Origin of the sequence: Synechococcus sp. M16.1 (assembly GCF_014279895.1) — a bacterium.
Taxonomy (GTDB): domain Bacteria; phylum Cyanobacteriota; class Cyanobacteriia; order PCC-6307; family Cyanobiaceae; genus Parasynechococcus.
In genome coordinates this window covers 1,257,224-1,283,148 of record NZ_CP047954.1, presented here as the reverse complement: position 1 = coordinate 1,283,148, position 25,925 = coordinate 1,257,224, and the positions used below count along the sequence as shown (strand labels likewise).

Sequence of the window (25,925 nt, the reverse complement as noted above, 5' to 3'; positions counted from 1 at the left end):
CAGAATGGATGCGCTCCCGCCTTATGGACGTGACAACCCTGTCTGCGGCTGTCTCCACCCGTCGTCTCCTCGTGGTGGAAGACGACGACAGCATCCGGGAAACAGTCGGAGAGGCCCTGCGCGCGGAAGGTTTTGAGGTGCAAACCTGCGCCGATGGCGCCTCAGCCCTCAATCTGATCACCGCTGAAACTTCAGATCCGGTGGATCTGATCGTGCTCGATCTGATGCTCCCCGGCTTGGGGGGGCTTGACCTTTGCCGCGAGCTCCGTCGCATCAACAACACCACCCCGATCCTGGTGATCAGCGCCCGTGACAGTGAGACCGATCGGGTGTTGGGGCTTGAGGTGGGCGCCGACGATTACCTGGTCAAACCCTTTGGGCTGCGCGAACTGGTGGCCCGTTGCAGGGCCTTACTGCGTCGGTCAAGTCAATCGGAGACGTCGCCCTCCCAACAGCATTCCTTCACTCACGCCAACCTGTGCCTGTATCCCAGTGAATGCAGGGTCACCCGGGATGGAACGGACCTCACACTCTCTCCCAAGGAATACAAGATCCTCGAGCTGTTCATCCAGAACCCCAAGCGCGTCTGGAGTCGCGATCAGCTGCTGGAGAAAATCTGGGGTGTCGACTTCATCGGTGACACCAAAACCGTGGATGTTCACATCCGCTGGCTGCGGGAAAAGGTTGAGCAGGAGCCCTCATCGCCTCAGTTGATCCGTACGGTTCGCGGCTTCGGTTATCGCTTCGGCTGAGGGTGCTGTGGTGATCTCCGCCGCACTCGGCTTTGCAGCTGGCATTGGGATCACGCTTCTGCTGCAGCGTCGACGCCGCGTTCTGGTGTCCAAGGGAACGTCGAAGCGAACGTCCAAGGATCGCTCCATCGTCTTGAACGCTCCCCAGCTGCTGGCCTGGATTGATGCGGCCACCCAGGGCTGGATGATCCTGGCCCCGGACCACTCCATCGCCTACATCAACGACCGGGCCGAACGCCTTCTTCATATCCCCTCCAATCGCCTGGTTCGTGGCATGAAGCTCCGGGATGTCCTCGACATTCCTGTCTTGGAGGAGTTGATCTTCAGCAGCCGCTATCAGCTGCGTTCCCAGCGTTGTGAATGGGATCAACAGGGGACCCCGCTGGAGGCAGTTGTTCTGCCGGGCAGTGACGAATGCTGGCTGGTGCTGATCCAGAGCCGTCAGTCCCTCGAAGCCCAGCAACAGCAGCAGGAACGCTGGGTGAGTGATGTGGCCCATGAGCTCAAGACCCCCCTCACCGCCCTGATGCTGGTGAGCGATCGGCTGGAACTGGCCGTCAAGGAAGACGACACGGCTCTGGTGCAACGGCTGCAGAAGGAACTCCGGCGTCTTCAGCTGCTGGTGGAAGACCTGCTGGAGCTGTCGCGGTTGGAAAACAGCCTGCCGCAGGACGACAGCGAGCATGTGCCCCTCACCCTGGAGGATCTGGTGGACAGCGCCTGGGGATCCATTGGCCCGATCGCGGAGGAACGGCGGGTGACGCTGCAGCTGGACCGCAGCGAATCCGGCCCCCTGCGTGGTGATCAGCGCCGGTTGCACCGTGCGGTGCTCAACCTTCTCGACAATGCCCTGCGCTACTCCCCTGATGAGAGCAGCATCGACGTGTCCGTCCGCCAGAGCGGTGGCTGGTGGTTGCTCAGCATTCGTGACCATGGCCCTGGCTTGAGTGAGGCCGATCTCACGCGCATGTTTCAACGCTTCTATCGGGGGGATCCCTCCCGCACCCGCTCCAACCGCAGCGGCAGTGGCCTGGGACTGGCGATCGTGCAGCAGATCGCCGTTAACCATGGCGGCCGCATCGAAGCTCGCAACCATCCCGCCGGTGGAGCCTGCATGGATCTGCTCCTGCCCCGGGAACCCCTGCAATGACGCGCCAGCGCCTGCAGAAACTGATCGCTGCTGCCGGCCTCTGCTCCAGGCGCCGGGCTGAGGAATGGCTGCAGGCCGGCCGCGTGACGGTGGATGGACAGATCGCCCGCGTTGGCGACCAGGCCGATCCGCAGCAGCAGACGATTCATGTGGATGGTCTGCCGTTGCCGTCCCGTGGTGTGGCGCGGGTTCTGCTGATCAACAAGCCGGTGGGGGTGATCTGCAGCTGCGATGACCCGCAGGGTCGCCGCACGGTGCTGGACCTGCTGCCCCCGCAGCATCGGGCTGGTCTTCACTCCGTTGGCCGTCTGGATGCCGACAGCCATGGTGCGCTTCTGCTCACCGATCTGGGTGAGCTCACCTTGAAGCTCACCCACCCGCGTTACAGCCACGCCAAGACCTACCGGGTGTGGGTGAAGGGTGTGCCGCCGGAGCCGGTCCTCGATCGCTGGCGTCGGGGTCTGCCTTTGGATGGACGCTTGACCCGCCCCGCTCGGGTGCGCCGGTTGCGGGCCTGGGGTGACCGCTCGCTTCTGGAAATTGAGCTGCGGGAAGGGCGCAACCGACAGATCCGCCGGATGGCGGAAGCCCTGGGCCATCCGGTGCTGGACCTGCAGCGCACGGCCATTGCTGGGTTGCCGCTCGGTGATCTGGCCGAGGGGTGCTGGATCTGGTTGAGCGAGGGAGAATGGAAGCCCTTGCTCAAACGGGCTGACCCGATGGAGTGGCCCAACAGCCCATGCGACTGAAGCGTCCAGGACTTTGGTGGCGACGTCCGCGCAAGGGTTCCAGCCCTGATGCCGGCACGGTTGAGGCCCAGGAGCAGCAGCGTCAGGATCTGGGGCTGCTGCTGCGACGGCGCCGCGAGGAGCTGGGCCTCTCGCTGCGTGATCTGGCCAATGAGACCCGGATCACCACCCCCGTGATCGAGGCCCTGGAGCGGGGCTGGCGTGATCGCCTGCCCGAGCGGGCCTACCTCGCCTCGATGCTTCCTCAGATCGAGCGTCGCCTGGCCCTGCCCGGCGGATGCCTCGCCCCCCTGCTTCCCCCGCCGGTGTTGCTCCGCCGCGGACCCGCCAAAGCGGGCCTGGGTCGCTTCACCCTGGGCAACATCGATGTGTTCACCACGTGGCAGGGAACGGTCGTTTATGCGGCAGTGATCGCCTTCAGCCTGCTGGCCATCAACCGTCAACAACAGGACCTGGCCCTGCGCAACAGCCTCAGCCTCGAACCAGTGCGTGCTGATGTGGAGGCGATTAGCCGTGGTCCGAACCCGGTGGGTTCAGACGAAGGCATCGCGGCCCTGCGCCCCCTGGAACAGGTTCAGAAACGCACGCCTCAGCAGTGGCTTGATCTGGTGCGGGATGCCCTGCCGCAGTCCCAGGGGGTGCTGGAGGTTGTTGTGGCTGAGCCAAGAGAGCTGCAGCTCTCCAGCGGTGGGGGAGATCGGGTTCAATTCGCAACGAGCGCCGGCACGCTCACTCTGCAGTTGATGGCCCCGATCGAGGTGCGCCTGGACCCTCCGGCTGGTGCTGAGGATCAGGTGCTCTGGAATGGAGAGCCTCTGCCTGTGGATCAAGAGCGGCCGGGGATCTACCGGGTCAACAAATTGCCGGCTCCGGAGAGCGACCTCCCCCAGACCGCTCCCCTGCTCCCGTAGCCGCCCAGGGCATTCCCCAGCGCGGCATCAAAGCTGCCCAGCCTCCAGCTCCAATTGCCGTCGCAGGTGCCGGGGGTGTTGAACCTGGCCCGGTCGTCGAGGTGCATCAGGTCCTGCAATGGGGCGATCACCAGGCCTGCGGTTGTGGCAAAGGCCATGTCGAGCAGATGCCAGGCCGGAGCACTGATCTCACCATTCACCCGCGTGGCGATGCGGGCGCGGCTGTCGGCATCCAACGCGTTCCACCAGCCCAGCGTTGTGGGGTTGTCGTGGGTGCCGGTGTAGACGACCCAGCGATGCCCATCGGTGTTTTCCGGCAGATAGGGGTTGTCGGATGCGCCGTCGAATGCGAACTGCAGCACTTTCATGCCCGGCAACCGGAAGGCATCGCGGAGTTGTTCCACATCCGGTGTGATCACGCCGAGATCCTCGGCAATCAAGGGGAGAGAGCCACCGGCATCCCTGCGCAGCTTGCGCAGCAGGGCGTGACCCGGCGAGGGCTGCCACTGTCCGTTCTCTGCGGTGCTGTCTCCTCCGGGGACGGCCCAGAAGGCCGCAAGGGCCCGGAAGTGATCCAGGCGCAGCAGATCCACCATCTCCCGCTGGCGCGCAATTCTTTGCCGCCACCAGCGGAAGCGCGTGATTCGATGTTGTCCCCAGCGGTACACCGGTGAGCCCCACAGCTGTCCGGTTGCCGAGAAGTAATCGGGCGGAACACCGCTCTGGGTGGTGAGCTGGCCGTTCTCCTTGACGGTGAAGAGCGAACGGTTGCTCCAGACATCGGCGCTGTCACTGCTCACATAGAAGGGCAGATCGCCAAACAGCTGGATGCCCAGGTTGGTCGCCTGGCGGCGGATTGCCTGCCACTGCCGGTCGAGCTGCCATTGGATCAGCTGTTCCCGCAGCAACGCGTCATCGTGTTGCTGCGCCCAGGTCTTGAGGGCTTTGTTGTCATGCCGGGCCAGCGGCAGCGGCCACTCCCACCAAGCGGTGTTGTGTTGATCGTGCAGAACCTGGAAACGGGCATGGTCCTGCAGCCAGCTGCGCTGCTGTTGCGCCCAGCGATTGAAGGCGTCATGTCGCACCTGATCCTGCTCAGGCCAGGCGTCAAGCAGGGCATCCCCCAGGGCACTGGCCTGTTGCTGGGCCAGCTGGAACTCCACACGCTCCGCACCCTCCAGCGCTGCATCAGCCCCTGGAGCGGCCCTGAGCGCTTCTTCGCCGATGTACCCCTCGTTGGCCAGGTCTTGGCCGTCGAGGAACCAGGGGTTCAGGGCATTGCAGGAGGGAGAGCTGTAGGGCGAGCCGGTGGGATCCGGCGGGGACAGGGGCAGCATCTGCCAGACGCCGATGCCATGGTCGGCCAGCAGCTGGAGCCAACGGCGGCAGGGCTCACCAAAGCTGCCGCAGACGGGGCTGCCAGGCAGAGCGGTGGGATGCAGCAGCACCCCGGTGCTGCGCCCCCTCCCGGCCTTGGCCGGGTCAACGGTGGAGTGATCCATGGGGGGGCCTTTGTCACCCAAGGATGGCGGCTTCAGAACAGCGCCGCATCCCCCAGGTCCTGCCCGGCCATGCCCTCCCGGGCCACGCGCTCAAAGAACTGCTCCAGCGTGTCGGTTCCATAGGACGGCGTTGCATCCGCGTCGTAGCACTGCTTCTGCTCGTCCCAGACGAGCATCGATTCGCTGGCGTAGTAGCGGCCGATCCGACCAAATTCCGCCGTGTCGTTGATGCCTGGGAACACGCGAGCCAGGGCGTCCAGCACGGCGATCGGTGCATCCATCAGGGCAATCGGCACCGACAGCATCCGTTCGGGCTTGTTGAGAGCGCGGAAGAGCATCTCTCCCTGCTCCCGGGCGCTTAGTGCCGGACCCGGCCCCCCAATGGGCAGCACCTGGTTGCGTTTGGACTCGTCATGGATGCAGTCGGCCATGAACCGGGCCAGATCGGCTTCGCTGATCGGCTTGCAGCTGGCGAGGGTTCCACCTCCGAACATCACGTAGGGGCCGCCCTTGCGGCAGCTTTCCACCTGTCCGCCCAGGCTTTTGAAAAAGGCGGTGGGGCGAACGATGGAGTGGCTCATCTCCTCATCCGCCTGCAACACGGCTTCGAAGGCCAGCTTCGCCTTCTGAAATTCCAGCAGCGGCTTCTGCACACAGATGGCCGAGAGCAGCACGTAGTGGGCCACCCCGGCTGCCCGTCCCTGCTCATAAGTGTTGAGGGTTGCTGCGTGGTCAATCGCCCAGGAATCCTTGCGGCCGCCGGTGCGGGACGCCAGGCAACTCACCACCACATCCGTGGGTTGATCGAAGGCCTCGGCTGCGATTGAGGCTGGATCGGTGACATCCCCGAAGCGCACCTCAGCACCCGGGAAATCGGCGATCACCTCGTCTTTGCTCTGACGACCACCGATGCCGCTGCGCTCGCGTGCGAAGGCGATCACCTGGTAGCCCCGGTCCACCAGTTCCTTCACCACAAAGCGGCCGATGTAGCCCGTGGCTCCGAACACCACCACGCGCACCTGTTCGGGTGGTCGGCTGCGGTAGTCGTGGCGGAGGGACATCGATGACGGCTTCACGGGGCCCAGGCTAGGAACTGGAGATCTGGGCGAAACTAAGCGCCATTGCGGTTCGTCCAGCGAAATGAACTGGTTGTCGCCATCCCGAGTTCGCGGTGCGCTGTGTGTCGGTGCTGCCGTGCTGGGGATTGGTGTGACCGGGTGGTTGATGGCGACCCTCTGGCCAAAACCCGATCGCGTTGCCGCGGGCGCTCCGCTGAGTGCGGATCAACCTAAAACTCTGGCCCCCTTCCCGGAGGTCCCGGTGACGGTGTTGGTGATCGGTGTTGATGCGGATCGGCTGGGTGCCGCCTCCAATCAGGCCGCGCCCAAGGGGCCCCCCAATGCCGATGCACTGCTGTTGCTTCGCATTGCCGCCCAGGAGCCGCTTCAGGTTCTCCAGATCCCCACGGAGCTCGCTGTTCAGCTCCCTGGCGAAGAGAATCCGGGACGCTTGGCTCAGTTGTGGCGACGGGGTGGCGTCAGTCTTCTTGGCGATGCCATCCGCGACATTGTTGGTCTTCAGCAGGGTGATCCCAAGCGCTATGTGGTGATGCCTCGTGCTGCCCTACGCCGCCTGGTGGATGGTCTGGGCGAGGTGGAGGTGGTGTTGAGCGACTCCTACAAACGTCAGGACAAGACGCAGGACTACACCGTCATGCTCCAGGCCGGACGACAGCGTCTCAACGGTGCCCAGGCGGAACAGCTGGTGCGCCATCTGCCCGATCCCAAGGCTGTCCCCCAGCGTCGCCAACGCCAAAACATCCTTGTTGAGGGTCTGATCGAACAGGTCAAGGCCCCCAGTGGAATCGAAGTGATCCCTGGTTTGGTGAACCAACTGAACACTGAGCTGGAGACCAACCTCAGTCGTTCGGAGCAGCTGAGCCTGGCCGCGGCGATCATCGCCAGCCCTGAACCCGCACGGATCAGCCGGCTGCCCCTGGCCGAGCGGGCCGGTGAGCAGACCTTGCGCCAGATCGACGCCGGAGCCAGCCTTCCCCTCTGGCCCCAGCCTTAAGCGGGGCTGCGGAGTTGCAGCCTCCGGGCGAGGGCGTCGATGCACTCGCTCTGTTCCGGATGCTGTTCATCGGGGATCCAGCCCAGCCAGCTGAGGCCGTCCCGGCGTCGCGCTGGGCCGTTCCAGGGGCCCTGGAGCTGCACCAGGCCCAACAGGGGCACCTGCAGTTCCCGGCAGAGAGCGGCGTAGGCCGCGGCTGCGCCAGAGATTGAACCGTCCTGTTCAGCAGTGGTCAGCAGCAGCACCGGCTGACGCCAGTCGGCCAGGGCCTGCAGCCAGCTGGCATCACCCTGCGGGGTCGGCCGGGCTGCGTCGCCGCTGAGCCGCACCAGCCCTGTTGCCGCCGGGTTGGTCTGCAGAACCTCAGCCGGTGATGCACCACTGGCCACCGTGGTGAGAGGGCATCGGCAAGCCCTTGCCAGGGCTTCGCAGGCCTTACGCATTTTGAGTTCAGGCAGGGGGCCCGCACCCACCAACAGTGGGAAACCTGTGGACATGGGGGCACTGCTCACCTCTACCATCGGATTACAGCAGAATTCGTTCCGCGGGCGCCGTGACAAGTTTCCTGACAGCAGCCCGTGCCGAACAGGAGCAGATGACCCCGGACAGTCGCCGTCTGCGCCTGTTCAGCGGCACCTCGAACCCTGCTCTGGCCAAGGAGATTTCCGCGTATCTCGGGGTGCCTGATGGTCCCCGCGTCTGCAAGCGTTTTGCCGACGGTGAGCTCTACGTGCAGATCCAGGAGTCGATCCGTGGCTGCGACGTGTTCCTGATCCAGCCCACCTGCGCACCGGTGAACGATCACCTGATGGAGCTCCTGATCATGGTGGATGCCTGCAGACGGGCTTCTGCACGGCAGATCACCGCGGTGGTGCCTTACTACGGCTACGCCCGAGCCGACCGCAAGACCGCTGGTCGTGAATCGATCACCGCCAAGCTCACGGCCAACCTGTTGGTGAAGTCGGGCGTTGACCGCGTGCTGGCAATGGACCTGCACTCCGCCCAGATTCAGGGTTATTTCGATATTCCCTGCGATCACATCTACGGTTCTCCCGTGCTGGTGGACTACCTCTCCACCCAGGATCTGGGGGATGTCGTCGTGGTGTCTCCGGATGTGGGCGGTGTGGCGCGGGCCCGGGCCTTCGCCAAGCAGATGAACGATGCCCCGCTGGCGATCATCGACAAGCGCCGCACCGGCCACAACATGGCCGAAAGCCTCACGGTGATTGGTGATGTGGCGGGGCGGACAGCGATCCTGATCGACGACATGATCGACACCGGCGGCACGATCTGCGCCGGCGCTCGCTTGTTGAGGGAGCAAGGGGCCAAGCGGGTGCTGGCCTGCGCCACCCACGCCGTCTTCTCTCCCCCCGCCAGCGAACGCCTGTCCGTCGAGGGCCTGTTTGAGCAGGTGGTGGTAACCAACAGCATCCCGATCCCGCAGGACCGGGTCTTCCCTCAGCTGAAGGTGCTCTCTGTGGCCAACATGCTTGGGGAAGCGATCTGGCGCATCCATGAAGAGAGCTCTGTGAGCTCGATGTTCCGCTGATCGTTGGCCGCGGCCCCATGGACTGTTGAACGATCGGGCTTGGTTCGGCTTGATCACGGTTGATCCGCGCCATCCTTGAGGCCCGGTGCTTCAACGGCGTTGGCTCAGCGGTGGAAGCCTCTGTTTGGTATTGCTCTGGCCAGCCTGATGGCGGGGCTTCCCGCACCTCTGATGGCTGAGTCCCGATTGGACCGGTTGCTCCGAAATCGCAGCACGATGGGGGTGTGGCTGACCAACAGCCCCAGCCAGCTCTATTACGACCGGACGCGCATCAGCGCTGCGATGCAACAGCTGCAGGATGCGGGCTTCAATCGCGTGGTGCCCAATGTCTGGAGCCGTGGCACCACGTTTCATCGCAGCCGCTTCGCTCCAGTGGAGCCGCCGCTGCAGAAGGCTGGGGTCGGTCTTGATCCCATCTGCACCCTGGCGGCTGAAGGTCGGCGCCGTGGCATCAAGGTGATGCCCTGGTTTGAGTACGGCTTGATGGAGCCGGCCGATTCATCCGTTGTGCGCAACAACCCCAGCTGGGTGTTGGCCAAAGCCAATGGCCAGCGTTGGATGGCGATGCATGGCAACCATCGGATGGCTTGGCTCAATCCTGCCCATCCGGAGGTTCGTGCCCGTTTCATCGGTTTGGTGGTGGAAACCCTGAAGCGCTGTCCGATGGATGGCCTGCAACTGGACGACCACTTCGCCTGGCCGGTTCAGTTCGGTTATGACCCCACCACCGTGGCGTTATACCGGCAGGAGACGGGACGGGTCCCTCCTCGGGATCACAGCAATCGGCAGTGGATGAAATGGCGGCGCAATCAACTCACCTCTCTCTTGCGTGAGTTGCGGCAACGTCTCAAGCAGGAGCGCCTTTCCACCCGAATCAGCCTGTCTCCAGGTCCCTTCCGTTCGGCCTACAACCTCTGGCTGCAGGACTGGGAGCTCTGGGCTTTGGGCGGACTGATTGAAGAGTTGGTGGTTCAGAACTATGCCTATTCGGTTCGAGGATTCGCCAAAGACCTGGATCAGCCGGCGCTGCGCAAAGTGCGCAGCTGGGGCATCCCTTCGCAGATTGGCGTGTTGGCGGGATTCGGCAAACGCACCACCTCGATGGCCGTTCTGGAACAAAAAGTCCGCCTGGCCCGGCAACGCGGTCATGGCGTGATCTTCTTCTACTGGGAAGGCTTATGGGGCAAGCATGTGGCGGAGCGGTATCGAGATCCTCGCCGCGCAGCATTCACCAGGCTTGGATCTGATTGACCAGCAGACCTAGCTCGACACGATCGTTATTGAGTTGCATGAAACAGTTCACCGAAACCAGTTCCGACCCCTATGACCGTCATCACTACCGCGTCTGGTTGTGTGATGGGTCGTTCAAGGATGTCGAGAGCTACGACGCAGCGCAACGCATTTGGTATTCCAGCAAGACACGGCCAACAACAATTGAAGTGATGCAACCGAAGGGGCGAAGACGTGCCAAAGGCTTTTAGATGTGTTGTTCAACGTGCTGTTCATTGATCAGCTTTGGATCGATTCAGTCAGCAGCATCTTTCTTTCTTGCGCCAAAGGGTCACACTGAGGGAATAGCCTCGCTAAAATTTTCGGCCATTCAATATTGTGTTTCGAGGAACAGCCCTTCAATGATGAACAGGCTGCAAAGTTTCGGTGTTTTGAGCCATGAATCAGTTTGAGCTCAACCAGATTCGTTCCAAGCTGCGGCGGCTTGACCTCGATGATCAGTTCATCGAGCGCTTCATCGATAAGTTGATCAGGAACAAAGAACCGTTTGTGACGGCATCGAAGGCCATTGATCGTTGGGAGAAGAAAGATTCAGGCCAATTTGTGCTTCAAGCCCTCGCCTGTGGCTTGATTGCAGCCCTGGCTGGTGGTTGGTTCGCCGTTGTTCAGTAGTGGGGTGAATGGAGCCATGAATGATGCAAGTTTGATTGCCCTGTTCAGCGTGGGGATGGCCTCAACGCTGACCGTGTTGTTCCTGGCCTTCCGGCGCACCTTCCGCCTGGAGCAGGAACGCACATTGATGCGGAGAATGCGGCGCCGCCTGGATCGGATGTTCCTGAAGCAAAAGCCGTAAAGAAGGCTTCTCTTATCACTGTTGCTCTGCAGTGTTGACCCTGTAGGTGAACAGAAGCGCCAAGCACAGTGTTCCGATCAGTGGGCCCGGTGGCAGGTCAACAGCAATCGCCAGCATCATTCCGCCACCACACAGAAGCAGCCCCGTGCTCGCGCTGCGCAGCATGAGTTCCTTCAGGCTTCGGCTGCGCTCCACGTGCATCAGCACCGGAGCGCACAGCAGGCCAATCACCAGAATCACCCCCACGGCAGTGATGGCGCTGATCACCACCAGGGCGGTGATCAGGCTGCAGATCAGCCGGATCAGGAGCACCGGTCGTTTGGCGATGGCTGCTCCCTCAGGGTCGATGCCAACGAACACCAGGTCGCGGTAGCCCCACACCACCATCGCGATCAGAGCGCAGGTTGAAAGCGCTGTTCGCAGCAGATCTGTTGTGTTGGCGGCAAGCAGGTCGCCGAACAGGATCGTTTCCAGGTCCACCCGGGCATCCAGCAAGGGAACCAACAGCACGCCCAGGGCCGTGAAGCCCGCCAGCACGGCGTTCATGGCGCCTTCTTCCCTGCCCTTGAAGCGCCGGTTCAGGCGTTCAGCCACCAGGGCGCCCAGCAGTCCACTGATCAGGCCTCCGATGCTTGGCTCGATGCCGATGGCCAGGGCGATCACCAAGCCGGGCAGAACGGAATGGGCCATCAGGTTGGCCAGCAACACCCGGCGTTGGGTGATCAGCAACGCTCCCGTGGCCGGACAGATGGCTCCGATCAGCAGCGAGATCGTGAGTGGCAGAAGCCACCAGATGTCGGGCTCAGCCACAGCAGGAACTCCCCATCATGCAAGTCAGATCGCTCAGTTTTTCGCGGACCGTGTCGGGTGATCCGTTGGCCAGGATTTGGCCATCCATGACCACCACCTGGTCGTAGCTGTCGAGGGCACTGCCCCAATCGTGGCTGCTCACCAGCAGCGTCTGGCCGGCTTCCGCCTGATCCCGCATCACCTTGAGCAGGTGCTCACGCGTTGGTGGATCGATGGCGCTGCAGGGTTCGTCCAGCAGCAGGATCTCGGTCTGCTGCATCAACGCTCTGGCCAGCAAGACGCGTTGTTGCTGGCCGCCGGAGAGCTGGTTGAGGCGTTGAGATCCCATGGCTCCCATGCCGACCCGCTCCAGCAGCTGATCGCAGTAGTCCGCTGCTGTGGCTTTGCCCTTTCTGGGCGCCCCCAGCTGCACCACGTCGCGGGCGGTGATCGGAAACGACCAATCAATGGCGGCCCGCTGGGGCATCAGGCCGATGGGCTTGCTGGAGTTGACCGTTCCCTGGCTGGGTTTCAGTCGGCCTTCGAGCAGGTGCAACAGCGTTGACTTTCCGGCTCCGTTGGGACCCACCAGCGCCGATAGCGTCCCTGCTTGAAGCTGCAGGTTGACGCGGTCAACGGTCTTGCGACCCCCGTAGCTGAAGCACAGCTCGGTTGTGCTCAGCACGCACGACGATTGGCTCATCAACTCTTCAGTGGCCGGATGTGGGCCTCTTGATGTTTTGCACACCCCATGTTGGCAAGGGACCAAGTGCTCAGCAAAATGATAATCATTCTCACCTAGGTGGTCATGCGTGCTTTCCTGGCTCGATCAGCGGGTGTTGGTGTTGTCCTTGCCCTTGGTGCGGCCGTTGTTCCCGCCCATGCGGCACAACCTGTGGTGGTGGCCGTCGACGGCACGCTGTGCGACCTCACCAAGACCCTGGCTGCCGGTGCCGCCTCAGTCACCTGCCTGATCCCTCCTGGTGGTGATCCCCATTCCTATCGCTTGAAGCCCAGTGATCGCAGCCAGATCGCCAAAAGCGATCTGGTCTTGCACATCGGTTTTGGGTTGACCCCTTCCGCCAGAAAGCTCAAGTCACCAGGAACAGTGGTGGCGGTTGGTGAAGTCGCTCTGCCGTCCTATGGCGGCGGCGACCCCCACGTCTGGCACGATCCGGCCAATTCCGCTGCGATGGTGCGGGTCATCTCCCGCTCTTTGTCCCCCGTGCTGGCGGCCAACGATCGTGCGGCCTTGCAGCAACGCACAGCGCGGGCTGTGGCTGTCTTCAATGCACTTCAGAGCTGGGAAGCCAAGCAGTTCGGATCTTTGTCTTCAGCGCAGCGGGTCCTGGTGACTGATCACAGGACCTACAGCCATCTCGCTGATCGCTTTGGACTTGTTGAGATCGCGATGTTGGACAGCCACACCACCGGTGGCGTTTTGCGGCCTTCCAGCCTCAAATCAATCACTCAGGAGGTGAAAGCATCCGGTGCGAAAACCATCTTTTCCCCTGCGGCCACTCCCAACAAAACCCTGAGGCGCATCAGCAAGGCCACGGGATTACCGATTGCGTCCACACCGCTGTATGGGGAGGGCATTGCTGCTGGTCGGAATGCTGTTTCGACGGCGACCCTCAACGTCTGCACGATCGTCAAGGGCCAGGGCGGTTCCTGTGACACCGCTGGAGCCAATGCTTTGAACGCGCAGTGGTCATCGATCCGGTGACTTAACGCTTCGTCCTCTTCTCTCCTCTTCTCTCTTCTTATTTCTTCCGTCTCGTCTCATGTTCCGTTCACGCCTTGCCCTGCTGGCTCTTCTGTTGAGCCCGTTCGCTTCCATTTCACCTGCCGAAGCCCATGGCTCCCATGGTGGATCGGGTGAAGCCCTTGAAGCTGGTGATTTCGACTTCACGCCCATTCTCACCATCGAGGGCCATGGCGGTTTCGACAACAATCTCGAAGATCAGCCAAGGCATTACGCCCTCGATGGTCTTTTTGGTGGCGTTTTCGAGTGGGGCCTGGGCAATGGCGGCTCGTTTGCAATCGAAGCTGCCATTGGCCCCGCTTTGGTTTGGGGAGAGGCTGAGCACTTCTACGGCAAGGTTCACGTCGATGATCACGACGATGACCATGATGATGATCAAAAGGACCATGATCATCACGACGACCATGATGAAGATCATGGCGACCACGATGATCACGAAGACGACCATGACGACGATCATGGCGATCACAAAGGTCATGACGACCACGGCCATGACACCGACTTCAAGCGCACCGACATCAAGGGCTTCCTCCAGGCCCGATATGCACCTAACGACCGCTTAAGTTTTGAGCTGTCCTGGAACCCCTACTACGTCACCAAAGACCAGGGTGAGGACATTCAGGGCTTGAAGAATGAGCTCGGCGCCAAGGCGATCTGGGCTTTGGGTGATGGAGATGTGAATTTCGCCCTTGGCGATGGCATCGAGGATCTGGTGAATGGTGTTTATCTGTCGGTGGATCACCGTCAGGGTTGGGAATCCGATGGGATGTATGTGGGCAACTACACCGATCCTCGTGTGGGTCTGGGCTTCACATTTGGTGGTGATGAAATCTCTTTGATGATTGAAGCTGGCCCTAGCTTTTATGTTCCAGGCAGCTACGCAGGGTTGGATTCGCGCACGGATTACGCTGGTGAAATCGAACTTTCGGTACCCGTTGGTGATGCGACGCTGTTTCTGCACTGGCAGCATGTTTACACCTGGGAAGATGCATCGGGCTGGGGTGAAGGTTGGCAGCACCATGTCGGCACTGGCGTGACATTTACCTTCTAAGTTTCAACAATCGCTTGAACTTTGTTTGATCGGGAGGGCAGCATTGCCCTCCTTTTTTGTTGCTCAGCGTTTGTCGTTTAGCCCGCATTCAGCCACTGGGCTTCGCTGATGGGTGTGTTGATCACCTTGATGATTTTCAAGCTGTCGCCATCGATCAGGCCGGCACGGGCATGGGTTTGCTTCGCTCGCGTCAGCGTCATCAACAGCTGGTTGGTCACCGGGTTCCACTGGATGGGGCTGCCCGCCTTGAGCGTCCACGGCTCCAGGGCCCTGCGTTGTGTCAGTTCTCCCGCGTCGCTGATCAGCACCAGTTCGTGATTGCCCCGTTGCTGCTCCCAGCGCCCGAGCACAGCCCAGATCCGTTTGCCGCGGTTGTCGCAGACCACCCCCAGCACCGCCTGATCACCGAGGTGCAGTTGCTTTGGTGCCTGCCCTGGAACCACCAGCTCGATCGAGCGCCTGTAATCCGGCCAGTGCCGGATCAACACGGCACGTCCTGAGGCACCGCAGAAGGCCCCCAGCTCCCGGCTGCCCGGCAGCATCTGCGGCTTTTGCTCGGTTGCTTGCAAGGGGCGGAGGCTCAGGCCGTTGCTGGTGGGCATCACCACGCCCCCTCCCGCCGGCAGCAACTGCATCGGGCCGGAGGGTTTCAGGGCCAGAGCCTTGCGTTTGCCATCGGCCTGCAGCAACAGGGCCTGGTCACTGCCCGGCTGGAACCCACCGCTCTGCACCAGCAGATCACCATTGAGGTTGCTGCTGAGATGGGCGAAGAGCACCTCGCCTTTCAACAGTGGTTCCGTGCGGCTCAGCGTTGGTGGCCCCAAGGCCGCCCGGCGGTTGGCGGTGCTGCGGGGTGTCAGTTGGTCCCACCACACCTGTTCGGTGCCGTTCTGATCGCGTCCCACCAGGGCAATGCCCCGGCCATTCCCAAGGGGGACGACGCTGGGGATGGCGGGCCAGATCCGACTGATCGGCGTCCACGCCCCCGATCGCGTCTGCAGTTGAACCTGCTCACCTCCCGGCACGGGCCGTGTTGCGATCAGCCAGGGTCTCGGGTCCCACCACCATTGCTGCTGCCCCAGCTGCAGCCCGCGCTGGTCCTCCCCTGCGATCGATAGCTCGAGCGGAGCCGTGAGCACGACATCCGCATCAATCACCATCCGCAGTGCTGTCGTCTCCCCCAGCCACTGATGGGGCACGGCTGGAGTGATTCGAGTGGCCTCGCTGACCTGGGGCCGATCCATCGGGCGACTGAACTGCAGATCCATGGCCGCGCTGCCGCTTTGCACCAGCTGGGGCACCAGGCGCAGCAGCCGCGGAGGCTGTCGCAACAGCAGCTGTTGCTGCGCCAGAACTGCGGCGCAGGCCATCAGCATCAGCAGCAAGGGCCGCCGCGTCATGGTTCCAGGGGCCGCTCGGGCCTGGCAATCGGCGTGATGTTTTGGGGAATCACGACGGGGATGCGCCGTTCCTTCCGCGTTTGCACGCTCATCGTTCCCTCAATGGCCAACCACTGGTTGGTTTGAGGGATGAACGACTCCGGCCACTCCACGGCCAGGCCAGCGGGTGTGGCATCGGCCAGGCAACAGCGCACCGTGAGCCGGGCGATCAGCGGTGGGCCCTGGGGTTGCCTCCAGACAAAACCGCTGATGCGCACAGGATTGCCGGCCACAAGGTCGGGATCGGGCTGGCTGCGCAGCAAGCGCACCCATTCCGTGAGGCTGCGTTGTTCGGGGGGTAAAACAAAGGCCAATTCCGGTGGATCGGGCAGGCCCTGGGGGCGGTTGCTGGCCAGATCGCTGAAGGAGGGACTCGGCGGAAGGACCAGCACCAGCGCAGCCATCACGCCGCTGAGCAGCCAGGGCCAGCGCCAGCGTTCTTCTTGCTTCTCTCTTTTCAGAAGAACGGCCACGCCCAGCATCAGCAAGACCAGGCCGGTGACCCCCACCAGGCCATGGAAGACCCCGCGAAGCAGCAGATCGAGGCGTCCGCTGTGGAAGCTCCACAACAGCGTTAGGCCCCAGAGCAGCAGCAGGGTTCCGCGCTTCAGCACAACCGGCCCCTCACAGCAGCCACAGGTTGATCCACTGACCGATCAGCAGCACGCCAAGACTGGCACCGATCGCCGTGATCAGGATTGCCCTTGGCCGTATCAGCACGGTGAACAGGCCCGCGAGTTTGAGGTCCACAACGGGCCCCAGCAACAGGAAGGCCAGCAGGGCTCCGGGGGTGATCTGAGCGGCAAAGCCCAGGGCAAGAAAGGCATCCACGCTTGAGCAGACCGACACCACCACCGCCAGCAGCATCAAGGCCAGGATTGATGCCGTCGGCGCGCCCCCCACGGCTAACAGCCAACTGCGCGGTAGCCAGGTCTGCACCAGGGCCGCAATCACGCACCCCAGCACCAGCAGAGCCAGCAGATCGAGAAATTCGCGGCAGCTCTGATCCAGCACCTGCCAGGCCTTGAGGCGCCTGCCGTTCATGGATCTGGGGGGGCTGGGTGATCCGCCGATCACACCACTGCTGCGCTGCAGCAGCCCAAGGTTGCTGAGGGGCTGGCTCATGCGGCGTTCCTCCAGAAGCGCAGCGGCCAGGAGCTGCGTCTCGGGCAGTTGCACCAGCAACAAACTCAGCAAGATCGCCAGCAGAAAGGCCCCCAATGGCCGTGCCACCAGCAGCCAGGGCTGATCGGGAAACGCGGCCCAGGTGCTGGCCAGCACGATGGGATTCAGCACCGGAGCTGCAAACAGAAAGCCGAAGGCCGTGCCCATCGGTGCACCGCTGGCCAGCAGACGGCGAGCGACAGGGACGTTGCCGCATTCGCAGGCCGGAAGTGCAAAACCCATCAGGGCCCCGATGATCGGTGCCAGCACTGGATTCTTGGGGAGCCGCTCGATCCAGGCACCCGGTGGCACGGCCCATCGGGCCAGTCCTGCGATGGCAACGCCGAGCAGCAGAAAAGGAACGGCTTCCAGCAGTAACCCCTGAAAGATCGCCCAGGCCGTGGCGAGCTTGTCCAAGCGTTCGGGCGGCAGTTGCTTCTCAACGTTCTCAGTTCAACTCGCCCATCGGGGAGCGTCGACATGGTTTGTTGATCGGCCTGGGCGGCAGGCTGGGACGACGTTGGCCAGGGCCTGAGATGGGGTGGTGCTTCTGGATTGATCGCGGTGGCACCTTCACCGATCTGATCGGTCGCGATCCAGAAGGCCAGCTGCACGTGCGCAAGGTGCTCTCGGAGCAGGCCGGTGCTGGAGACCCTGCGGTGTCGGCCATGGAAGCGATGTTGGCGTCGGCTTCACCGCCCGTGGATCTGGGGGACGTCGACGACGTGCGTCTCGGCACCACCGTGGCCACCAATGCGCTGCTGGAGGGGGCTGGTTCTCCTGTGCTGCTGCTCACCAATGCCGGGCTGAGGGATCAACTGTGGATCGGCGATCAACATCGCGATGATCTGTTCGCGCTTGAGCAGCTCCAGCGCCCCTTCCTGGCGCAAATGGTGCTGGAGCTGACCGGTCGGCTCGATGCCCGGGGTGAGGAGGTGGAGCCTCTGGTGCTGGATCAGCCGCTGCGGTTGCGTCTTGAGGAGCTGCGCCGTTCCGGCCTGGACGTCGCCGTGGTGGCGTTGTTGCATGCCCAGCGCAACCCAGCCCATGAGCAGCGCTGTGCTGCATTGCTGCGGGAACTTGGCTTTCGCACCGTGGTCTGCTCCCACGAGGTGAGTGTGATGCCCCGCCTGGTGCCGCGGGGGCAGACGGCCCTGGTGGAGGGGGCCGTGCATCCGGTGCTGGATGGCTACCTGCAACAGGTGCAGGGGGCGTTGGGTGCCGCCACGCCCCTGCGGGTGATGACCTCCAGCGGAGCGTTGCAGGCTCCAGACAGGCTGCAGGCCAAAGACACCATCCTTTCGGGGCCGGCGGCGGGGATGGTTGGGGCGATCGCCGCGGCGCGGATGGCCGGCTTTGACGGGGTGCCCGTGCTCGGCTTCGACATGGGGGGAACGTCGACGGATGTGTTCTGTGTGGCTTGCGCCGATGCGCAGGCTTTGCGGCAAGTGAAGGAGCAGACCGAGATTGCCGGTTTGCAGTTGCTGGCCCCACGGCTGCCGATTGAAACCGTGGCGGCCGGTGGCGGATCAGTGCTGGAGCTCCAGGGGGAGCGGTTGCGGGTGGGGCCACGCTCCGCTGGAGCGCAACCGGGCCCGGCCTGTTATCGCGCCGGCGGACCGCTCACTATCACCGACGCCAACCTGCTGCTGGGGCGGCTGCAGGTGGACCGCTTCCCGGCGGTGTTCGGACCGTCCGGGGATCTACCACCGGATGTGGCGGTGGTGCGGCATCGCTTCGCGGAGCTCGCGGCAGCGCTGGGGCAGACCCCGGAGCGGGTTGCATCCGGGGCGTTGCAACTGGCGGTGGAAACCATGGCCGCGGCCATTCGCCGGGTCTCGTTGCATCGCGGTGAGGACATTCGCGGCGGGGTGTTGGTGGCCTACGGGGGGGCTGGTGGTCAGCACGCTTGTCGCCTGGCGGACGAACTGGGGCTGAACACGGTGCTGTTGCATCCCATGGCCGGCGTTCTCTCCGCCTTTGGCATGGGTCAGGCCCGCCAGCGCTGCCGGCGGCAGGTGCATCTCGGCACTGCCCTCTCGACCGAGCTGTTGGCGGCCCTGCCGGATCAGGTGGAGCTACTGATGGCTGAAGCAAGGGAGATGTTGCATCGCCAGGGGGATGGTGCTGATGCCGAGGCGGGGGAGCCGGAGGTCTGGGTCAGCCTGGCTCTGCGTTATCCCTCTGCCGAGCAGACCCTGGTGCTCCCTTGGGTCGCCGAGCAAGGCGTTGATGCCGTGATCTCGGCCTTCCAGTCGAGCCATCAGCAACGCTACGGCTACTGCATTGATGCCGATCAGGCCCTCATCGTCGAACAGCTCAATGTTGAGGTCACGGCTCCCCAACAGTTCGACGCCACAACCACAGCCACAGCCACAGCTACAGCAACAGCCGCAGCTGAGAAGGCCGAACCAACGCCAGAGGTGCAGCCATCGCCGCAGGTGTCGATGCACCTGGAGTCGAGCGGTTGGACGCAGGTGCCGTTGCTGAACCGCGCTGCCCTGCGGCTGAATCAGCGGCTTGCAGGCCCGGCCCTGATCGCCGAAGCCACGGGCTGCACGGTGCTGGAGCCGGGCTGGCAGGCCAGGGTGGCTGAGGGGGGCACGCTGTTGCTGGAGCGCTCGCATCCCGCAGACGGATCACTGCTGCTGGCCCAGGCCGGTGCCCACGACCCGTTGCAGGCGGAACTGTTTCGTCACCGCTTCATGGCGATCGCTGAACAGATGGGGGAACAGCTGCGGCAGAGCAGTCGCTCCGTGAACATCCGCGAGCGCTTGGATTTCTCCTGTGCGTTGTTTGATGCCACTGGGGCCCTGGTGGCCAATGCCCCCCACATTCCGGTGCACCTCGGATCAATGGGCGACAGCGTTCGCGACCTGCTGGCCCAGGTGGCGATTGGTGATGTCGCACCGCTGCAGCCCGGCGACACGCTACTCAGCAATGACCCTTTCCATGGCGGCACCCACCTTCCTGACATCACCGCCATCTCGCCGGTGTTCTGCGATGGGGATCAGCCCAGCTTCTTTGTGGCCAGCCGTGGCCATCACGCCGATGTGGGTGGCATCGCTCCCGGGTCGATGCCGTCCTTCAGTCGCACCATTGCCGATGAGGGCCTGCTGCTGCGCAACCAGCTGTTCGTGCATCAGGGCCGGGTTCTCGCCGCTGATTTGGAAGCGGTGTGGAGCGGCATGGCGACGCCGCCCCGCAACCCTCCGGAACTGCTGGCCGATCTACAGGCGCAGGTGGCGGCCAATCAGGCGGGGATTGTGGCGCTGCAATCCCTCGTGAAGCGGGAGGGGCAGACCCTGGTGCAACGGCAGATGACCCTGCTGCAGCAGGACGCAGCCCGCAGTGTTCAGCGGCTGCTGTTGCGCCTGACGGACGCCCGGCATCAGCTGGCCCTGGATGACGGCTCCTGTCTGGTGGTGCAGGTGAGCCTTGATCCCAAACGCCAACGGTTGCGTTTGGATTTCAGCGGAACATCGCCCCAACGGCCGGGCAATTTCAATGCCCCCCTGGCAGTGACCCGGGCGGCTGTGCTGTACGTGATCCGTTGTCTCCTCGACAGCGACATCCCCTTGAACGAGGGCTGTTTCGCGCCGCTCGATCTGGTGGTGCCGGAGGGCTGTCTGTTGAATCCGCGGACCCCCGCCGCTGTGGTGGCCGGCAACGTGGAGGTGTCTCAAGCCCTCTGCAATCTGCTGTTTGCGGCTTTCGGCGCCCAGGCGGCTGGCCAGGGAACGATGAACAACCTCAGCTTCGGCAATGGCCGCTGCCAGTACTACGAAACGGTGGCCGGGGGTGGCGGCGCGGGTGAGGGTTTTGCTGGATCGGTGGGGCTTCAATCGCACATGACCAACTCGCGGCTGACGGATCCCGAGGTGCTGGAGAGCCGTTATCCGGTGCGCTTGGAATCCTTCGCGGTGCGCTCCGGCAGTGGCGGCCAGGGCTTGTGGCCCGGGGGCGACGGCTTGGAGCGGACGATCCGCTTCCTCGAGCCGATGAGTGTGTCGCTGATCAGTGGCTCGCGGCAGGTGGCCCCGTTCGGTCTCAACGGTGGGGCCAGTGGTGCCTGTGGCGAGAACCTGCGGCTGGACCGTGAGGGGGTGGCCCATCCCCTGCCCGGTGCCGTGCAGCTGGAGCTCCAGGCGGGCGAGGCCATTCGCATGCTCACCCCAGGGGGAGGCGGCATGGGACGTTGAGGAGGGGATGCCTTCTGGTGGTGTGATGCCGATGCGATCACAGGGTTGGTGGTTGAGCGTGCTGCTGGGCTGCAGCCTCAACGGGGCTGCCCATGCCAGAAGCCTCGACCAGCAGATTTTCCAGTTGCAGCTGGTGATGGATCAGATCCGTCTGGCCCGTTCCGTGGGGGATCGCGTTGGCGTTTGCGTTGAATCCCGCCGGGCCAACAATCTTGTGCTTGATCTTCTTCCGGTCTTGCAATTGCATCGTCCAGGCCTCAATCACGCTGCCTTGCAGGACCGAATCCTGCGGGGATTTGATCAGTGTTGATCGAGCCTTTGATCGATCTTTCCTGATCGGCTTTGGGGCTGCTGTTTGAAAACCAGCATGACGACCCATTGTCGATCGGCATCTGCGGATTCAATCTGAATGCAGCAAAGCTGATGGCATGGGTTTGCTTCAAACGATCCAGGGACGGTTGCTTCAGTACGACTCCCCGTCGCGGCAGTTGCAACAGGCCCATTTCGACGCAGCCCGACGCCTGGCCCAGGCTCAATTTCAGCTGGCTGATGCTGAATTAAGCCAACGCCTCTGGCAGGACGTGGCTGATCGTGATCTCGATGTTGATCGGATCCTGAATCTCCTTTATGGCTGCTGGTTCCAGGACGATCCTGCGGCGCTGCGTGCTGCCGACGCTGAGTTTCAGGCGCGCCGCGAGCAGGAGTTGATCCCCGGGGTGTTCGAACACTGCTGAGGATTGTTGGCCGTGGGGATGGTTGTGCTGAACTGACTGATCTGTTGGTGACGGCGTTCTGTTGATCCCTGAGATCCAGCCATGAACATCGTTGTTCTCAACCGTTCGGATTGGCTGGATGAACGGAGGGTTCGTCTTGTGGATCGGCGGGCCGATCACATCCGTTCGGTGCTACGGGCTGCGGTTGGCGACAGCATCCGGGTTGGTGAGCTGAATGGTGATCTGGGTCAGGGCCGCATCTGTGCCCTGGATGCTGATGCCGTGGTGCTGGAGGTGGACCTCAACCAGCCACCGCCGCCCCGCCATCGGTTCGACATTGTTCTGGCCTTGCCGAGGCCCAAGGTGCTGCGCCGTCTATTCCGCACCGTGGCCGAATACGGCGTGGCCAACCTTCACCTGATCAACTGTGCCCGGGTTGAAAAGAGCTATTGGCAGTCGCCTTTGCTCGCACCCGAGAAGTTGCACGATGCCCTGCTGGCCGGGATGGAGCGCGCCAGCGACACGGTGGCGCCCCGGGTGCATCAGCACAGGCGCTTTCGACCCTTTGTCGAAGACCAGCTCAAGGGGCTTTGTGCCGGACGGCCCTGCTGGATGGCCCAGATGGGGGCCTCCCTTCCCTTGCGCGACACCCCAGCGGGGGCCGCTGTGGTGATGGTGGGGCCGGAGGGCGGTTTTGTTCCGTTTGAACTGGAGTTGGCCCAGGCGGTGATCGCGCAGCCCGTGCATCTGGGATCGCGCACATTGAGCGTGGACACGGCCCTCACCACCGCTCTGGCCCAGGGATGATGGTGTTGCGTGTGTTGCTTCAACGGCGACGGCAATGAACGATCTGGCTGGCTTGCAAGCTCTTGTGGAGGACGTCGGGTCCGGCAACGTCATCGATGCCGAACTGCTCGATGGGTGTCCGGTGGAAGCCCACGAACTCGATGAAATGGATGCGTCCCAGGCCGCGCAGGTCGCCGCCCATTGCTTCGGCCTGCTCTTTGATCACAAGGTGGAGCAGCTGGAGGGAATCGAGGCGGATCTAGATGCGGGCCTGTGGACCGGCACCGTTGATGGCTTCGGATTTCAGATCAGCCGGGATGACGTCGGCGATCTGGTGCTCGATTTCTCGAGTCAGCCGGCGTGACGGTTGATGAGCTGCGCAGCGACCTGACGGCTCGGCTGGGTGAGCAGGTGGAGCAGGTGTTCACCCGGGATGGAGCCCCTGTTGACGACATCACCGAGCTCTATCAGCCCTCTCCAGCGGGTTTTGGCGGCCAGCTGCGACTCAAACGGAGCGGCCGTCGCCTGGCCTGGGAGCTCTGGCTGGAAGACGGTGATCGCTGGAATTTCCACACCACCGACCTTGCCGATGCACCGCCACAGGCCGAATGATTGTTGGTCAGGCGCGACGGCCAAGCGCCGGTAGGGTGGTGTGCTGGTTTCAGCGGGGAACAGCCGCTGAAGGAAACGGGGAAAGAGCAGTGAAAATCTGCCGCTGTCCCGCAGCTGTGAAACGTCGGCCCTCCGCCCACGTCAGTCAGAACGCCCGCCAGATCAAACCGACGAGGATCGACTTTTGAATTCTTTGCCTCTGGCCCTGCGCAGGCCGCTGCAGATCGCCGGCCCTTCGCTTCTGGCCGTTCTTCTCCTGGCCAGTCCGGCGTTCGCCCACCACCCCTTTGGCATGGGCGACAGCGCTGCCCTCACCCCCCTGCAGGGATTGCTCAGTGGCATTGGTCACCCGCTGCTGGGTCCTGACCATCTCCTGTTTCTGCTGGCCATCGCCTTCATCGGCCTGCAACGTCCCCGCGCCTGGGTGATTCCTCTGCTGGCTGCTGGCCTGGGCGGCAGTGTTCTGTCGCAGTTCATTCCCCTGCCGGATGCCGTGGCTCCCTGGGCGGAGGCCATGGTCTCCCTCAGCCTGGTGATGGAGGGTTTGATGGCTCTCACCGTGGCCTCCACCCGTTGGTTGCTGCCGCTGGTGGCCCTGCATGGTTTTCTGCTCGGCAGCACCATCGTCGGTGCGGAACCCACCCCGCTGTTCACCTATTTCCTGGGCCTGCTGATTGGCCAAGGCGCACTGCTGCTGGTGGTGAGCAACTGGTCCAAGTCTCTGGTTGAGCGCCTCGGCTCCCAGGGGCAACGGCTTGGTGCCGGCATCTGGATGGGCATCGGCATGGCCTTTGCCTGGGTGGCCCTGATCGACTGAAACCTCTTGTTGCGTCTTGCCCAGATGGCTTGACGCTCAGAAACCGATGTTGCGTCATGGGCACATCGCTCTTTACCCATGACGCTTGTTCGGCAACTGCTGGTGGCTCCTGCCGCCCTTGGCCTGATCGCCCCGTTGGCTGTTGTCAACAGCCCAGCAGCCCAAGCCACCGAGCTGAACATCAACGGCGTTTCTGATTACGCGGCTACTGCCATTGGCAACAGCCTTGATCAGGTCACCAGCGTCACCCAGTTCGCCGACGTTGTCCCCACCGACTGGGCCTATCAGGCTCTGGCCAACCTGGTGGAGACCTACGGCTGCGTCGCCGGTTACCCCAACGGCAGCTTCCGTGGCAACCGGGCCATGACCCGCTACGAAGCGGCTGCCCTGCTGAACGCTTGCCTCGAGCGGATCACTGAAGTGACCGACGAGCTGCGTCGCCTGCTCAAGGAATTCGAAACCGAGCTCGCCATCCTCAAGGGTCGCGTTGACGGCCTCGAGGCCCGCGTGGGCGAACTGGAAGCCACCCAGTTCTCCACCACCACCAAACTCAAAGGACAAGCCTCCTGGGTGTTCGGAGCCAGCCGCTTCAAAGGGTCCGCATCCCGGCTGCGTTCGGACAGCAATTCCGAGTTCGGCGGAACGGTATTCAATTACGACCTTCAGCTGGGGTTGGCGACCTCCTTCACCGGCAAGGATCAATTGACCACGGTGTTGCGTGGCGGCAATTTCGATGGAGACGGCAACGTTTTCGGCAGTGGTGGTCCGTCGGGTCTGGCCACCCTGGAAACTGCGTTTCAGGAGGGTGATCGCCCCAATCTGGTGGCGATCGACAAGCTCTTCTATTCCTTCCCGTTGGGGGATGAGATCACCATCACCACCGGCCCGATTGTTGGTCAGGAAGACATGCTCGCGATCTGGCCGAGCGTCTATCCCAGTGACCCGATTCTCGATGTGCTCACGGTGAATGGAGCGCCGGGGGGCTACAACAAAAACAAAGGTGCAGGCGTGGGCATCAGCTGGGCTGCGGAAAGCGGAGCCCGCGCGTCGGCCAACTATGTGGCGGCCAATGGTGCATCAAGCGACACCCGTACCGGTGGTTTCGCCACCGACGAGGCGGGAGGCACCGGCACTTTGCAGCTGGGTTGGGAGGGTGACAACTGGGGCGTTGCTGCCCTGTATTCCAAGGTTCAAAACGGTCAAGACCTGATCGTCTACGCCACGCCCTTCGTCAAGGATCGCTTCAGTGATCGGGGCGTGACTCACGCCTATGCACTGGGTGGTTTCTGGCAGCCATTGGAGAGCGGCTGGCTTCCATCGCTGTCACTCGGTTGGGGCATCAATCAGTCCGACACCCAGCGCGAAGGCCAGGTGAGGACCAGTCAGTCCTGGAGGGCTGGGCTGCAGTGGAACGATGTGTTGATGGCGGGGAACAACGCCGGAATGGCTGTCGGCCAGCCCGTGTTTGCGACCGATCTGCGAGGTGGCGACACCCCTGCTGATGGTCAGTTCATCTGGGAGTGGTGGTATCAGTTTCAAGTGACCGACAACATCGGCGTCACCCCGGCGCTGTTCTATCTGTCGCGTCCGATGGGTGGGTTCACACCGAATGGTTCAACCTTCCAGCAACTGGGCGGCCTGATCAAAACGACATTTGTGTTCTGAGCCGTGAATCAATCGCGACGTCGCGCGGTTGCAACGGATCAACCTCGTGTTGAAGGCCCCGTTGAACGTGGTGGCAGCCCGTCACCACGCCAATGCTTCGGATTCAAGGGGATGCCCAGTTGCTCCGCGCCCTGCTGCTGCACGCCAACGAGC

The 25,925-nt window shown here is 63.0% G+C and carries 28 protein-coding genes and 1 riboswitch; of the genes, 20 read left to right on the top strand and 8 right to left on the bottom strand.

The features are described from left to right. Positions 1–23 precede the first annotated feature (23 nt). Genes SynM161_RS07425 through SynM161_RS07410 form a run of 4 tightly spaced genes read left to right on the top strand, consistent with a single transcriptional unit; the run spans position 24 to position 3,562 of the window. The gene (locus SynM161_RS07425) at positions 24–752 is read left to right on the top strand and encodes a response regulator transcription factor (protein ID WP_186542600.1); all 729 of its coding nucleotides are present in this window, start codon (positions 24–26) and stop codon (positions 750–752) included. Between the two features lie 7 nt (positions 753–759). Further along, a complete protein-coding gene (locus SynM161_RS07420; protein ID WP_186540630.1) occupies positions 760–1,902 on the top strand; it encodes a cell wall metabolism sensor histidine kinase WalK in 1,143 nt (380 codons plus the stop codon). Beyond that, positions 1,899–2,651 (top strand): pseudouridine synthase, encoded by a 753-nt coding sequence (locus tag SynM161_RS07415; protein ID WP_186540628.1) that lies wholly within the window; start codon positions 1,899–1,901, stop codon positions 2,649–2,651. Before SynM161_RS07420 ends, SynM161_RS07415 begins: the two co-directional genes overlap by 4 nt. Then, a complete protein-coding gene (locus SynM161_RS07410; RefSeq protein WP_255441741.1) occupies positions 2,627–3,562 on the top strand; it encodes a helix-turn-helix domain-containing protein in 936 nt (311 codons plus the stop codon). Before SynM161_RS07415 ends, SynM161_RS07410 begins: the two co-directional genes overlap by 25 nt. Here the strand turns inward: SynM161_RS07410 and malQ are convergent. Continuing rightward, positions 3,496–5,064, bottom strand: a complete 1,569-nt coding sequence (gene malQ, locus SynM161_RS07405) for a 4-alpha-glucanotransferase (RefSeq protein WP_186540626.1) — start codon at positions 5,062–5,064, stop codon at positions 3,496–3,498. The genes SynM161_RS07410 and malQ overlap by 67 nt on opposite strands. 32 nt (positions 5,065–5,096) lie before the next feature. Continuing rightward, the gene (locus SynM161_RS07400; RefSeq protein ID WP_186540609.1) at positions 5,097–6,125 is read right to left on the bottom strand and encodes an NAD(P)-dependent oxidoreductase; all 1,029 of its coding nucleotides are present in this window, start codon (positions 6,123–6,125) and stop codon (positions 5,097–5,099) included. Between the two features lie 79 nt (positions 6,126–6,204). On the opposite strand from SynM161_RS07400, the gene SynM161_RS07395 reads away from it, so the two are divergent. After that, positions 6,205–7,137: an LCP family protein gene (locus SynM161_RS07395; RefSeq protein WP_186540588.1), complete on the top strand. Its 933-nt coding sequence runs from the start codon at positions 6,205–6,207 to the stop codon at positions 7,135–7,137. On the opposite strand, the gene SynM161_RS07390 is transcribed toward SynM161_RS07395, so the two are convergent. Beyond that, positions 7,134–7,634, bottom strand: a complete 501-nt coding sequence (locus SynM161_RS07390) for a hypothetical protein (protein ID WP_186540586.1) — start codon at positions 7,632–7,634, stop codon at positions 7,134–7,136. The two genes, SynM161_RS07395 and SynM161_RS07390, sit on opposite strands and share 4 nt — an antisense overlap. Before the next feature lie 56 nt (positions 7,635–7,690). Here SynM161_RS07390 and SynM161_RS07385 point away from each other — a divergent pair, with 56 nt between their 5' ends. The 5 genes from SynM161_RS07385 (at position 7,691) to SynM161_RS12100 (ending at position 10,769) form a co-directional block, all read left to right on the top strand. After that, complete coding sequence (locus SynM161_RS07385) at positions 7,691–8,686, top strand: ribose-phosphate pyrophosphokinase (protein ID WP_115161855.1); 996 nt, start codon at positions 7,691–7,693, stop codon at positions 8,684–8,686. A gap of 147 nt (positions 8,687–8,833) precedes the next feature. Further along, on the top strand, positions 8,834–9,937 hold the full coding sequence (locus tag SynM161_RS07380) for a glycoside hydrolase family 10 protein (RefSeq protein ID WP_255441989.1): 1,104 nt from the start codon (positions 8,834–8,836) through the stop codon (positions 9,935–9,937). A 38-nt stretch (positions 9,938–9,975) separates the two neighbouring features. Beyond that, a complete protein-coding gene (locus SynM161_RS07375; RefSeq protein ID WP_186540582.1) occupies positions 9,976–10,167 on the top strand; it encodes a hypothetical protein in 192 nt (63 codons plus the stop codon). A 187-nt stretch (positions 10,168–10,354) separates the two neighbouring features. Then, positions 10,355–10,588, top strand: coding sequence for a hypothetical protein (locus SynM161_RS07370; protein WP_186540580.1), 234 nt, complete (start codon positions 10,355–10,357; stop codon positions 10,586–10,588). Positions 10,589–10,643: 55 nt separating this feature from the next. Further along, complete coding sequence (locus tag SynM161_RS12100) at positions 10,644–10,769, top strand: hypothetical protein (RefSeq protein ID WP_255441740.1); 126 nt, start codon at positions 10,644–10,646, stop codon at positions 10,767–10,769. Between the two features lie 15 nt (positions 10,770–10,784). Here SynM161_RS12100 and SynM161_RS07365 read toward each other — a convergent pair whose 3' ends face one another. Together SynM161_RS07365 and SynM161_RS07360 are read right to left on the bottom strand one after the other, a co-directional pair. Further along, a complete protein-coding gene (locus SynM161_RS07365) occupies positions 10,785–11,579 on the bottom strand; it encodes a metal ABC transporter permease (RefSeq protein WP_186540578.1) in 795 nt (264 codons plus the stop codon). Then, the gene (locus SynM161_RS07360) at positions 11,572–12,261 is read right to left on the bottom strand and encodes a metal ABC transporter ATP-binding protein (protein WP_186540576.1); all 690 of its coding nucleotides are present in this window, start codon (positions 12,259–12,261) and stop codon (positions 11,572–11,574) included. Before SynM161_RS07360 ends, SynM161_RS07365 begins: the two co-directional genes overlap by 8 nt. Positions 12,262–12,366: 105 nt before the next feature. Between SynM161_RS07360 and SynM161_RS07355 the strand changes: the two genes are divergently transcribed. After that, the gene (locus tag SynM161_RS07355; RefSeq protein WP_186540574.1) at positions 12,367–13,284 is read left to right on the top strand and encodes a metal ABC transporter substrate-binding protein; all 918 of its coding nucleotides are present in this window, start codon (positions 12,367–12,369) and stop codon (positions 13,282–13,284) included. A 58-nt stretch (positions 13,285–13,342) separates the two neighbouring features. Then, on the top strand, positions 13,343–14,374 hold the full coding sequence (locus SynM161_RS07350; protein ID WP_186540572.1) for a hypothetical protein: 1,032 nt from the start codon (positions 13,343–13,345) through the stop codon (positions 14,372–14,374). Between the two features lie 77 nt (positions 14,375–14,451). Here the strand turns inward: SynM161_RS07350 and SynM161_RS07345 are convergent, their stop codons facing one another. The 3 genes from SynM161_RS07345 to SynM161_RS07335 are packed head-to-tail and all read right to left on the bottom strand — an operon-like array spanning position 14,452 to position 17,394. Further along, positions 14,452–15,774, bottom strand: coding sequence for a hypothetical protein (locus SynM161_RS07345; RefSeq protein ID WP_186540570.1), 1,323 nt, complete (start codon positions 15,772–15,774; stop codon positions 14,452–14,454). After that, positions 15,771–16,424, bottom strand: coding sequence for a TIGR03943 family protein (locus tag SynM161_RS07340; protein ID WP_186542598.1), 654 nt, complete (start codon positions 16,422–16,424; stop codon positions 15,771–15,773). Before SynM161_RS07340 ends, SynM161_RS07345 begins: the two co-directional genes overlap by 4 nt. Positions 16,425–16,437: 13 nt before the next feature. Further along, positions 16,438–17,394 (bottom strand): permease, encoded by a 957-nt coding sequence (locus SynM161_RS07335; protein WP_186540568.1) that lies wholly within the window; start codon positions 17,392–17,394, stop codon positions 16,438–16,440. A 119-nt stretch (positions 17,395–17,513) separates the two neighbouring features. Here SynM161_RS07335 and SynM161_RS07330 point away from each other — a divergent pair, with 119 nt between their 5' ends. From SynM161_RS07330 to SynM161_RS07295, 8 genes are all read left to right on the top strand, one after another. Continuing rightward, a complete protein-coding gene (locus tag SynM161_RS07330; protein WP_186540566.1) occupies positions 17,514–21,179 on the top strand; it encodes a hydantoinase B/oxoprolinase family protein in 3,666 nt (1,221 codons plus the stop codon). Positions 21,180–21,204: 25 nt separating this feature from the next. Then, positions 21,205–21,489 carry a hypothetical protein gene (locus SynM161_RS07325; RefSeq protein WP_255441739.1) on the top strand — a complete coding sequence of 95 codons (285 nt, stop codon included), beginning with the start codon at positions 21,205–21,207 and terminating at the stop codon, positions 21,487–21,489. 118 nt (positions 21,490–21,607) lie between these two features. Next, entirely contained in the window at positions 21,608–21,913 is a 306-nt protein-coding gene (locus SynM161_RS07320) for a hypothetical protein (RefSeq protein WP_186540562.1), read from the top strand. An 81-nt stretch (positions 21,914–21,994) separates the two neighbouring features. Next, a complete protein-coding gene (locus SynM161_RS07315) occupies positions 21,995–22,699 on the top strand; it encodes a 16S rRNA (uracil(1498)-N(3))-methyltransferase (protein ID WP_186540560.1) in 705 nt (234 codons plus the stop codon). 34 nt (positions 22,700–22,733) lie between these two features. Then, positions 22,734–23,042 carry a hypothetical protein gene (locus SynM161_RS07310; protein WP_114987787.1) on the top strand — a complete coding sequence of 103 codons (309 nt, stop codon included), beginning with the start codon at positions 22,734–22,736 and terminating at the stop codon, positions 23,040–23,042. Next, entirely contained in the window at positions 23,039–23,290 is a 252-nt protein-coding gene (locus SynM161_RS07305) for a hypothetical protein (protein ID WP_115131945.1), read from the top strand. The genes SynM161_RS07310 and SynM161_RS07305 overlap by 4 nt, the downstream gene beginning before the upstream one ends. A 27-nt stretch (positions 23,291–23,317) precedes the next feature. Then, a riboswitch (cobalamin riboswitch) is annotated at positions 23,318–23,467 on the top strand. Positions 23,468–23,474: 7 nt separating this feature from the next. Beyond that, entirely contained in the window at positions 23,475–24,107 is a 633-nt protein-coding gene (locus SynM161_RS07300) for a HupE/UreJ family protein (protein ID WP_186540558.1), read from the top strand. Positions 24,108–24,185: 78 nt separating this feature from the next. Next, on the top strand, positions 24,186–25,772 hold the full coding sequence (locus SynM161_RS07295) for an iron uptake porin (RefSeq protein ID WP_186540556.1): 1,587 nt from the start codon (positions 24,186–24,188) through the stop codon (positions 25,770–25,772). Positions 25,773–25,925: the final 153 nt, after the last annotated feature.